This window comes from Desulfonatronovibrio magnus, assembly GCF_000934755.1.
GTDB classification, from domain to species: Bacteria; Desulfobacterota; Desulfovibrionia; order Desulfovibrionales; family Desulfonatronovibrionaceae; genus Desulfonatronovibrio; species Desulfonatronovibrio magnus.
In genome coordinates this window covers 116,736-128,336 of the sequence record NZ_KN882177.1, presented here as the reverse complement: position 1 = coordinate 128,336, position 11,601 = coordinate 116,736, and the positions used below count along the sequence as shown (strand labels likewise).

8 protein-coding genes and 1 tRNA gene are annotated in these 11,601 nt (G+C 44.5%); 2 read left to right on the top strand and 7 right to left on the bottom strand.

Annotated features, from left to right (window positions below; genetic code table 11):
* Positions 1–334: 334 nt before the first annotated feature.
* From LZ23_RS16800 to LZ23_RS16765, 7 genes are all read right to left on the bottom strand, one after another.
* Positions 335–808 carry a CYTH domain-containing protein gene (locus LZ23_RS16800; RefSeq protein WP_045216052.1) on the bottom strand — a complete coding sequence of 158 codons (474 nt, stop codon included), beginning with the start codon at positions 806–808 and terminating at the stop codon, positions 335–337.
* A 23-nt stretch (positions 809–831) separates the two neighbouring features.
* Positions 832–1,164, bottom strand: coding sequence for a P-II family nitrogen regulator (locus LZ23_RS16795; protein ID WP_045216051.1), 333 nt, complete (start codon positions 1,162–1,164; stop codon positions 832–834).
* Entirely contained in the window at positions 1,154–1,894 is a 741-nt protein-coding gene (locus LZ23_RS16790; protein ID WP_045216049.1) for a DUF1538 domain-containing protein, read from the bottom strand. The genes LZ23_RS16795 and LZ23_RS16790 overlap by 11 nt, the downstream gene beginning before the upstream one ends.
* Positions 1,891–2,586 carry a DUF1538 domain-containing protein gene (locus LZ23_RS16785; RefSeq protein WP_045216047.1) on the bottom strand — a complete coding sequence of 232 codons (696 nt, stop codon included), beginning with the start codon at positions 2,584–2,586 and terminating at the stop codon, positions 1,891–1,893. Before LZ23_RS16785 ends, LZ23_RS16790 begins: the two co-directional genes overlap by 4 nt.
* A gap of 155 nt (positions 2,587–2,741) precedes the next feature.
* Complete coding sequence (locus LZ23_RS16780) at positions 2,742–4,433, bottom strand: potassium channel family protein (RefSeq protein WP_045216045.1); 1,692 nt, start codon at positions 4,431–4,433, stop codon at positions 2,742–2,744.
* 28 nt (positions 4,434–4,461) lie between these two features.
* Complete coding sequence (locus LZ23_RS16775; RefSeq protein WP_052507467.1) at positions 4,462–6,225, bottom strand: response regulator; 1,764 nt, start codon at positions 6,223–6,225, stop codon at positions 4,462–4,464.
* 536 nt (positions 6,226–6,761) lie between these two features.
* Positions 6,762–10,091 (bottom strand): chemotaxis protein CheB, encoded by a 3,330-nt coding sequence (locus LZ23_RS16765; protein WP_232300531.1) that lies wholly within the window; start codon positions 10,089–10,091, stop codon positions 6,762–6,764.
* Positions 10,092–10,426: 335 nt separating this feature from the next.
* Between LZ23_RS16765 and LZ23_RS16760 the strand changes: the two genes are divergently transcribed.
* Entirely contained in the window at positions 10,427–11,209 is a 783-nt protein-coding gene (locus LZ23_RS16760) for an inositol monophosphatase family protein (RefSeq protein ID WP_045216040.1), read from the top strand.
* 152 nt (positions 11,210–11,361) lie between these two features.
* Positions 11,362–11,438: transfer RNA gene (locus LZ23_RS16755), tRNA-Pro, on the top strand.
* The last annotated feature ends 163 nt before the right edge of the window (positions 11,439–11,601 follow it).

The following is an 11,601-nucleotide window of genomic DNA, read 5'->3' as shown; positions in this document are numbered from 1 at the left end:
GAGTAACTTTAAGACTCTGTCACTTTTCTGGAAATTGGGACAGTCCCCGCGAGGTGCTACAAACAAGACTGATGCTCCATTGGTTCCTGGAAGAATTTTGCTTTAATGAAAAAATTTACACAGCGAGGGACAGTCCCTGTGCCAGGCGCAAAGTTCCCATCTTTGACGGAACTTTTCAGACAAATGTGCATTAATCAAAGCAAAAATCGTCAAAATATGAAAATTATAACCATCTGATTTTATTAGCAAAACGATTGTAGTTACTTGTAAGAGTTCAAATATGGCTAATTTATCTTCAGAAGACCTTAAAACCAGGTTCAGCGCATACCAGCCATCACCCATTTGACCACAATTTGTAAGGATAAGCTACTAAATTGCTGTTATAATACCTGGAATCACCTGTTACCTCCTGGCCTGCCCAGTCAGGCTTAACATAAGACTGACCCTCGCTTTCCAGTTCAACTTCGGCGATAACCAGACCTTCATTGTCTCCTGAAAAATCATCAACTTCCCAGACAAGACCGGCAAAAGGAATGCTGTACCTTTTTTTAACAATCAGGGGTTTTTGAGCAAGCACATCAAGCATTTGACAGCAGTCCTCAAAAGGAATTTCATACTCAAATTCCAGACGCGAAGCACCAATAGTCACACCCTTGACAGCTATGAAACCCTTGTTCCCAATTGTGCGCACCCTGACAGTTCTTTGCCTGGCTCTACTAAGGTAACCCTGACGGTAAACAATGCCTGTTGCCAGTGTTTTCCACTGGTTGCCGGTTACCAAAAATTTTCGTTCAATTTCCTGAGCCATTATTTGTCAATATCGCTGTGGTGTTATTCCGACGCACACAAATGACATATTCCGGTCACTTTTTTCAAATCTAAGACAAAAGCGATGCCTGCGCCGGGTTTATCGAGCTTGCCCGCCTTTATTATGGCATCGAGAATTCTATCTGTATCGCCCTCAGGAACAATGGTCAAAACAATCTCTTTTTCCGGCTCAATGGGAATACCCAGCAGGGTTTTGTTTTCCCTGATGCCGGTTCCTCTGCCCAGAATAATTGTTCCGCCTTCAGCACCAGCCTCCTTGGAGGCCTTGACGATTGTCTGGCAAGTGCCTTTGTTGACTATGGTGACTATGAGGTCGAATTTTGAATCAATTTTCATTTAACTCACTCCTTTGGATGAAATTCAGAACAACTCCCACAAGCATGACTGAAAGAATAGGTGCCATGGCCACTAAGGCAATAAGTCCGAACCCATCCTGCACCGCGCTCCTTCCCTCCATGGCCTCTGCCAGACCAAGAGCAATAGCCATGACAAAAGTGACAGTCATGGGGCCTGTAGCCACTCCCCCGGCATCAAAGGCAATGGCGATAAAGGCTTGCTCGCAAAACTTCATTAAAACAAGTGCACAGATATACCCTGGTATAATAATATAATATATGGGAATGCCGTAAATTATTTTGGCCATGCCCAGGGCAATAAACAGCCCAACCCCGATACAGAGGATTGTCAGCAGGAAACGCTCGGCAATGGCTCCGGAAGATGCTTTCTCCACATTTTCACAAAGAATGCGCACAGCAGGTTCAGCAACTGTGGCTACCACGCCCAGCAAAAAACCAATGGGCATAAGTATCCACAGATGGTCCAGAGAATTCATAATTTCACCCATCATGGTTCCCACAGGCATGAACCCGGCATGCACTCCCTGCAAAAACAGGGTAAGGCCGGCTACAGCGAGAATAACTCCCTTAAACAGGTTAATGACATATTCTCTCGACATTTTTAAGTAAACCAGCTGGAAAAACAGGAAGAAACCAACCAGCGGACCAATGGCTATCAGCACTTCACTTAATACGTGCCTGAAGTCAATAAAATCTATTAACATACTCATGAGTAAATGATCCCCAAAATCATAACGCCCAGCACAGGACCGATGGAAGCCAGGCCAATAAGTCCGAAGCCATCATTCATGGACGATCTGCCTCCAAGAACAGCAGCAACGCCAAGCCCCAGAGCCAGGATAAAAGGTACTGTAACAGGTCCGGTAGTTACACCTCCGGCATCAAAGGATATGGGCACAAAATCATCAGGAGTAAAGTAAGACAGTACAAGTATCAGGATATATCCAGATGCCAGCAGATAGGCAATGGGTATATTAAGAGCTGTTCTGAGCATGGCCAGGGTAACAAAAATTCCTACTCCAAGGGCCACCGAGGCAACAAGAATATAGCGATTGACCAGGCCTTCGGAAACTGAATCCACAAACCCCACCAGAACCCAGACATCAGGCTCGGCCAAGGTTACCATGAAGCCAAGCACAAAAGCAAAAAAAAGCAGAAAAAACATGGAACCCCTCTTGGGAAGTTCAGCTCCAATGGCTTCACCCATGGGTAAAAGCCCTACCTTTACTCCCTGCAGGAAAAGAAAAAGGCCTGTCATGACCATTGCCGCCCCTATAAGAAACCGGGCAAATACCTCCCAGGGCATATTAATGAGAACAACCTGCAGCAGAATGACAACTATGGTTATGGGCATGACAGCCAGGACAACCTCAACAATACCTTCTTTTATGTTGCTTTTCATGTGTTGTGACCAGAATGTTAGTTGTTTATAATGTAAATCTTATTAATTTTGTCATAGTTCACTGGACAGTCAAAAGTTCTTGTGCAACCCCTTGGATTTAAATGAATAAAAAAAGCACGGGCCTGCACTATTACTGAGTTACCAGTTACCTGGTATTATTTTTGCGCAAAATGGCTTAAAAATTTGGATTCAGCCTCAGTCGTACCAATTAATATTAATTCATCATCTTTGGCAAGTATGGTATCAGGCTCTGGATTTATGATGGTTTCTCCCTGACTCTCAATAGCAATGACGCTGCAGCCTGTTTTCTTGCGAATTTCACTTTCAGCAAGGCTTTTGTCTTCTAAGGATTTGGGCATTTTCTCTTTAAATACATCTAAACCTTCAGCCACCATGAGCACGTTATCACCCTTCAAATAATTAATAATTGTATTGGCACCCATGGAGGCGTAAGACATAACCAGGTCTGCTCCGGCATGGTGCAGTTTGGAAATATTTCTATCTCTTGTGGCCCTGGTGATTATCTGGATCTCAGGGCGCAGCTTGCGGCAATATATGGTCAGATAGATATTCAAATCATCATTGTTGGTGGTGATAATAACAGAGGGAGCTTTGTCCATTCCTGCCTTTTTCAGGATATACAGATCAGCGGCATTGCCCTGGACATATTTTTCTTTATTAGCCGCCAGACGTACGTTCTTTTCCACCACCCTGTATTCAATTTCGTTCTCATCCAGAGCTTCGGCAGCGGCTCTGCCTACCCTTCCGCCTCCAAGAATCAAAACAGGGGCAAAAGAAAGATTGTAGATTCCATAAATCTCGTCGTATTTTTCCAATTGCTCTTCAGAGCCAGCCAGAACCAGAACCGAGTCAGAAGTAATCCTGGTTTCAGGAAGCGCAGCAATAAACTTGCCCCGTTCCCAAATACCCACAACATTAGCTCCTGTGGCCTCTCGAAGCTTGCTGTCTATAAGGGTTTTGCTTTCGAGAGGTGTGCGCATGGCAGGGGCTTCAGCAATCAAAAGATCATTGAATCTTCCGATAATGTTGGCATGCATGCTTACGCCCAGCACTCTTCTGGCCAGTGCTCTACCCAGCATCCTGGGGAATTGATAAACCTGAGTGCTGCCTGCCAGATCAAGAATATCAACTGACTCTTTGGCCTCGGCAGAAGTAATGATTTCCACATCCCTGGAAAATTGTCTTAATGTAAAAGCAGCACTGGTATTGGTCTGGTCGTCATTGTTGAAAAAAACCAAAGCAGCCCGGTCAGCTCTGGCTTTTTCATAAGTTGTCATATCATCAAGGTCGCCCAGCAAAACTTTGTAGCCCTGATCATAATATTCAAGGGCTTTCTGCTGATCTGAAGTTATAATAGAGTACTCATAATTATACTGCTTAAGTTTCTCAATCAAGGAAGCGGATAAGGGATCCATATTACTCAACAAAACATGATTTTCAGTATTTCTCGGCAGCTCTCTCGGTGCCCGGGCTTTATTCTGGGCTTCAAGCCAGGGGGCATAAAAGAACTGAATAAAAGTGAAGGGAAGCATGACGAGGAGAAAAATAACTCCTGAAAGAAGGACTACTGAAGAAAAAATTTTGCCAAGTTCACTGGTGAACACTATGTCTCCATACCCCAAAGTGGTCATGGTAACTATTGTCCAGTATATGCCGGAAATAAAAGAGTATTCCTCGCCCTCATAAACCTTGATGTAATGGAAGGCAATGGTGTACAATGACATTAGCAGCAGCAGAACCAGAATAAACTTGAGTAACGCTCTGACATTGGCTTTGGCCTTTTTATTCTGAAAAAAATAGACCAGTACAGAAGGTAAAAATTTCATTTTCAGCTCCCTGGATTGGAAGATCAAGCTATGCTTTCAAAAGCCTGTTTAAAGCTTCTTTTATCGCTTCCACCTGTACAGGTTTGGCAATATAGTCATCCATTCCAAGCTTGAAAAACTCATTTTTATCCTTCTCTAACGCGTGGGCTGTCATGGCAACAATGGGAATATCTCTCGACCTGGAGTATTCGGGTGCATTTCGTATGACCTGAGTTGTCTCGATTCCACCCATGCCAGCCATCTCAATATCCATCAGCACACAATCGAAATCTTCTTTCTTCAGAATATCCAGGGCCTGCTTTCCATGGTGGGCAATAAAAACGTAATGATTCATCATCTCCAGCATCTTACGAATGGCAAACTGGTTGGTGGGATCATCTTCGACAACAAGAATTTTTAAGGCAGAAGCATCTGATCTTTGCTGCTCTGTATGAGAAGCAGCTGCTGCACCGGAATCAGAAGGACCCTGTTCACAGCTTTTGTCATCTGCAATCTTGAAAGAAAAAGTCAGATAAGCTGTTGTGCCCTTGTCCTCCTCAGTTTCTAAGCATGCCGCTCCATTCATCAGCCCAACCAGCCTTTTTACAATGGACAGGCCCAGCCCTGCACCCTGATAGCTTCTGGTGTGCGCGCACTCAGCTCTGGAAAAGGGATTGAAAAGTTTCGTTAGACAATTATCACATATTCCAATGCCGGTGTCACTGATCTGAAAAAGAAGCCTGACAGTATCTGGGGCGAGAGGTGTCAGGGTTGAAATGTCAATACTCACGGATCCATTTTCAGTATACTTTACTGCATTGCCGGCCAGATTAAACAGAACCTGACGCAACCTTGCCTCGTCACCTATGAGACAGTCAGGTATATCTTCAGCTGCTGAACAGCTGAAGTTAATGCCCTTCTCTTTGACCATGAGCCCAAAAGTTTCCTCTATGGCTCTGCAGATATGCTTGATATTAAACTCTGACAGCGTAATGCTCATTTTGCCTGCTTCAACTCTGGAAATATCAAGGATATCCGATAGCAGATCTGTCAGGCGTTGTGAGGATTTAAGGGCGAGTTCAGTGTATTCCTGTTGCTCCTCTGTCATGTCAGTGGTCTGTAAAAGTTGAACCATGCCCATAATACCATTGAGAGGAGTGCGAATCTCGTGACTCATATTGGCCAGAAACTCAGACTTGGCCATATTGGCTGCTTCAGCCTGTGATTTGGCTTTGATCAAAGCGTCTTCAGTAAATTTTAGCCGGGTAATATCATCAACAATGAGCAACAGCCTTTCCTGATGATCAGGTGATGAAGTGAAGCTGTCAAAGCATTGTTTGCGTCCAGTCAACTTTACAGGCACAATCTGACCTTGACGCGTCCGCAGGTTGATCTCAAAACTTTTGTCATCCGGGTTTTTAAAAAAAGGACGAAAACGTCCCAGAAAGATTTTCTGATCTTTTGCAGGCAGAAGGTTAGTGAAAGATTGATTCATGACTACGTCTAAGTCATACCCGCTCATATCTAAAAGTGTCTGATTTACCTGTCGCACAATGCCGTGTTCATCAAGACTCAGATATCCTGCAGGAGCATTGTTATATAGATGAGCAAAACTGTCTCTGGTTTTTTGCAGACTTTGCTGTGCATGACGTAAATCTTCATTTTGCAGTTCAAGCTCAATTTGGTAAACTTGCAGATCATGAACCAGCTTTTTTATTTCTTCAGGAGAAAAGGAGGTTTTATCTTCAGGCTTTTCAGCAATAAGGCTTTCAGCCCTTTTTCTCAAACTCTGCTCATTTTCTTTTGTGCTCATTTAAGACATCTCCGATCTTATTGGTGTGATGATCAACCATTGGTGACTTACTGCTTCTGACAAGTAATCATAATCGTTTTGACAATAAATTCAGGCACTTACAAACTTCAGTATATTTGCGCTTGTTCCCAGGCTCCAGCCTGGGAACACCTCTTTTTGTGGCTCCAGCCACATTTTAAAGAAGCGGCTGGAGCCGCAAGAACTAAACGTCCACAGACTGGAGCCTGGGAACGAGGGGTATAAATATGGGACTGCTCTTCAATGTGGAGGCGGCTTCCAACCGCCTGGACTTTAATAGCCTGCAGGATGCAGGCTCCACTTTAAAGGCAGTTACTCACAGGTTCGGTCCCGGACCGCCCTGGCGAGGAGCTTACATCCTGAAGCAAAAAACAAAAAAAATATCAGAAACAGACAAAATCAATAATTCCCAATGTCCTGAGTCTTCAGCCTCCAACATCCAATCTTCAACCTTCAGCCTTCAACCTTCAGCCTTCAGCCTTCTCCCTGTTTCAATTGCGCTCTGGACAAAGCACGCTTTATCTATTTTCTAAGCTGTTTAACTGTGCTTGACAAGCCTGAAGTGCCTTGCGAGTTTTAATTTCCTCACTGACATCCTGAAAAATAACTGCAAACTTCCCGTGCTCGGGACTAAAAGCTTTCACCCGGTAATACTTACCCAGCTCTGAAGAAAAATCTTCAAACTCATCAGGCTTGCCACTAAGAGCAACACGACCGAAACGTTCAATCCATACAGGTTCAGTTTCAGGAAGAATTTCCAGCACCCTTCTGCCCACAACGTTTCCTGCCTTTAGGCCGGTCAGTCTTTCAAATGCAGGATTAACTTCAAGAAACAGGTAGTCACAAGGCTTGCCCCTGTCATCAAAAATAATATCGTGCAAGGAAAAGGCTGCAGGCATTTCAGTGAACAGGTTGCGGTAATACTGTTCACTTTCCTTGAGAGCCTTCTGCACCTCTTTCATATCTGTAATATCCATAATATTGCCGATAATTCTAACTACCCTGCCATTTTCTTTTTGCGGCCAGCCAGCAGTGCGAACCCATATTCTGCTGCTGTCAGCTTTGGTAAACGGCAGTTCAAGATCATAAGCTATACCCTCATTGACTGCCCGATCAAAAGCTTTTTCAAGCTTTTTTCTGGCCTCCTGACCATAAAAATCCATATCTTTTTCCACATCGCTGGGATTATAATTCTTAGATACACCATAGATATTATAAACCTCATCCGTCCAGACAATGGTGCCTGATTTTACATCCATTTCCCATCCGCCTATTCTGGAAATTTCCTGGGTCTTATTCAGGAGCAGCTCATTTCTGCGCAAAGCTTCTTCAGTTAGCTTCAATCTGTTGATGTCCACAAAAGATACCACTGTGCCGGAAAATATATCAGGACCCACACCATAGGGAACCACACGCATCAAATACCAGCGACCATCGCTGGAGCATACCTCCTGTTCCGTCTTGACCCCTTTTTCCTGAACAGAACGGATAATGGCACATGGATCGACGCCTTCAAGATAATGGCCAATATGTGTAATGGGCCGGCCTATGTCAGTGTTCAGCAATTTGAAAATTTTGCGTACACTTGGAGAAAATTTACGTATTTCCAGATTTTCATCTAAGAGCAGCTTGCCTATCTGAGAACTGCTCAACAGATTGTCGACATCATTGTGCAGTTCAGTCAGTTCAATAATTTTACTCTGGTATTCAGCATTCACAGAATGCAGTTCCTCATTGGTGGATTGCAGCTCTTCGTTGGTGGATTGCAGTTCTTCATTGCCAGCCACCAGCTCTTCATTGGTGGCCTGCAATTCTTCGTTGGCGGTTTCCAGCTCTTCCACAGTAGCCTGAAGATTTTCTCTCGTGAATTGAAGCTCCTGCTCCAGGTCATTGATACGCTGCTCTGCTTCCTGGGACAGATCATACGAGCTGCAATGCTCTTTTTTTTCAACCTTTTTTACTTGAGGCCTGTCTAAAAAAATAACCAGCAGGGGCTCCTGGCCCTTTTGAGCCGGCAAAGGCTTAATAAGCATATTGACTGTTTTTGTCCCTGCCTGTTCCCGGAGACGGACATTGGAAAAGCTCTGTTCTTTACCTGTGCGCAGAACCCTGTGCACTCCGGTGGAAATGGGTATAGCCAGATCCCTGACCGCCATTTTGGAAATATTCATGGACAGCCTGCCTGAGGGCAGCCTGAAATATTCATTGCTCTCACCGATGATATGCAGCACATCAAGGTGCTCATTAATAATGACTGCCACATGAATTCGCTCTTCAGTCAGGGCTTCAATAAAACGCTCCAGTATCATGTCGTCAGGGGCAGATCGCCCGCTGCGGTGATATGCAGGTCTGTGATAAAAATTTTTGTCTGCCCTGTCAGGCACAAAGTGCTGACTTTCAGAATGCAAAGTTTGTCTGACCCTACCCTTGGAACGGTAAATTTTATTTTTGTGATCCAGACTTTCAAAATAATCGCCCATTTCCCCGGCTGTTTCGCTTGTCCCAAGCATAAGCAGACCTTTGGGGTTCAGGGAAAAGTTAAAAAACTCTAAGACTTTGCGTTGCAGACTGGTCTGGAGATAAATCAGTAAATTTCGACAGCTGAGCATGTCAATCTTGGTAAATGGTGGATCCTTAATCAGATTGTGCTGGGCAAACACCACCATTTCCCTCACTTCCCTGCAAATTTGAAAGCTATCCTGCCTTTTATTGAAGTAGCTTTTTAAAAGCTCCGGAGGCACATCTGCGGCAATGCTCTCAGGATATATTCCTGCGGCAGCATACTGAACTGAATCACGATCAATATCAGTGGCAAAAATTTTAATGTTTGGCCTGCCATCCATTTTTTCAGTCAGTTGTTTAACTAAAATGGCCAGGGAGTAGGCTTCTTCCCCCGTGGAACAGGCAGCACACCAAAATCGGTATTCTTTACTGGGTGAAGATCCAAACAGCTCAGGAAGCCACCTTTGTCTCAAGCTGTCAAACGCCTCACGGTCACGAAAAAACCTGGTTACACCTATTAAAAACTCCTTGAACAGTATGGCAGGCTCAGAGGAATAACTTTCAAGGCAGGACAGGTAATCCCTGATATTATCAACGCCATTTATGGTCATGCGCCGCTCAATCCTTCTTGAAAGCGTACTTGGCCTGTAATGGGAAAAATCCACCTTGAATCTGTCGCGAAGGGTGGCAAATATGCGGTTCAATGCGTCTTCATCGCTGCTGACAGTGGAAGAAGTCTGCTTTTTGGCCACATAGGGATGTCGGGAATAGGAAGTCAGTTGATCAGGCATTTCAGCCGGATGCAGGATAAAGTCAACCAACCCCGTGGAGATGGCGGCCTTGGGCATGCTGCTGAACAGGGCGCTTTCTTCATCCTGCACCATGACCATGCCTCCATTCTCTTTGACAGCCCTCACTCCCCTGGCTCCATCACTGCCTGATCCGGACAGAATAACACTGACAGCTTTATCACCCTGGTCCTGGGCAAGGGAACGTAAAAATATATCAATGGGCAGATTTATAATCCCTTTGGCATGTTCTTGAGGACTCAGCATCAGACGGCCATGATATATGGTCAGATTTTTTTTGGGGGGGATAAGATAAATGTTATCAGCCTGAACTTCCATCCCGTCTTCAACCCGGTTCACATTCATTTTGGTTTTCTTGGACAGAATTTCCTTCATAAGACTCTTGTAGTCAGGTGATAAGTGTTGAACCACAATAAAAGCAAGTCCGGTGTCACAGTCCATGCCGCTAAAAAAGGTCTCTATGGCCTCCAGGCCTCCGGCTGAAGCTCCAATTCCTACATATAAAGAAGGTTTGGTTTCTGAAGATTCTTCGATCATGATTATCCTCCCATCATACATATTCGATACTGGAAACCTTGCCAGTTTTATCAGCTTTTGCCAAGCGCTAAACTTTCTGGTATTATAGAAAGTGAATGCAGGAACGGTGCTTCATCAACTTATCTGTAAGAAACTTAAACCAAATTTGCTGCAAAATCAGACAGTTAGGTTTTTCAGTTTTTTTACGATTTTTGCTTATAATTCATGCACATTTGCCTGAAAAGTTCCGTCAAAGACGGGAACTTTGCGCCTGGCAGAGGGACTGTGCCTCGCTGTGAAAATTTTTTCGCATCAGGCGTTTGTTATAAACTACAGCTAACAGGAGTTTTCAACACATGAATATCACATCAAAACTTATTCAAGAAACAGTAGAGGCTGTTGAAAAAGCTGGCAGCCTGATTTCCCAGGCATGGGATAAGCCAAGAAATATCAGATATAAAGGCCCTATAGACCTGGTCACTGACACTGATGTAGCTGTTGAGGAGGAGCTAAAGCAGCTGCTGGGCAAAATATTACCTGAGGCTGGTTTTCTGGCCGAAGAATCAGCCAATGACACTATCCTTGGGTCAGAGCCTTTATGGATTATCGATCCTCTGGATGGAACTACCAATTTTGCTCATCACATTCCTTTTGTGGCTGTATCTGTAGGCCTGTGGACGGGAAAGCAGGTGGATATGGGCATTATTTATCTGCCTGTTATAAAAGAAATGTTCCAGGCTGCCAGAGGGCATGGCGCTTTTTGTAATAACAAGTCCATCCGCGTATCTGAAACCAGGATCCTGAAGCCCGCTCTCATCGCCACAGGCTTTCCTTATACAGTAATCAAGGAAATTGACTCTATTATCAAGCACATGCGCCAGGCACTGACTAATACCCGTGGCGTGCGCAGGTGCGGCTCAGCTGCTACTGATCTGGCATACACTGCGGCTGGAAGATTTGATGGATTTTACGAAATCGGGCTCAACCCCTGGGATACTGCAGCAGGTCTGTGTTTAATAGAAGAAGCAGGCGGGCAGGTTACCACATTCAACGGTGATGCTTATCTGCCGGGAATGCACGAAATTCTCGGCACCAACGGGCTAATTCATGAAGATATGATAGCCTTGCTCAACAAGTGATGCTGTCTGCAAAATTCACAAAGAGGTGACTGAATACTGCAGTTACTTTTTTGGTTTGGACTCGGACTCCCAGCGTGGGGCGCGTTTAAAAAATATTTTTTTGTTTTATCTATTGACAAACTTGCAACAAGAAGTATAACTTAATTCTTTTACGGGAAGTGGCGCAGCTTGGTAGCGCACCTGCCTTGGGAGCAGGGGGCCGCTGGTTCAAATCCAGTCTTCCCGACCAATAAAATCAAGGGGTTACGGTGAAAATCGTAACCCTTTTTTTTGGCAAAATATCCTGGGGTACAATATTTCTCAGGGTGTGGCGGATGGGTGCTTACTGGTTGTTCATGCCTTGCTCCCGATGCCCATAAGCTCCATTATTTCTGAAGTTTTTTTTGAAACTC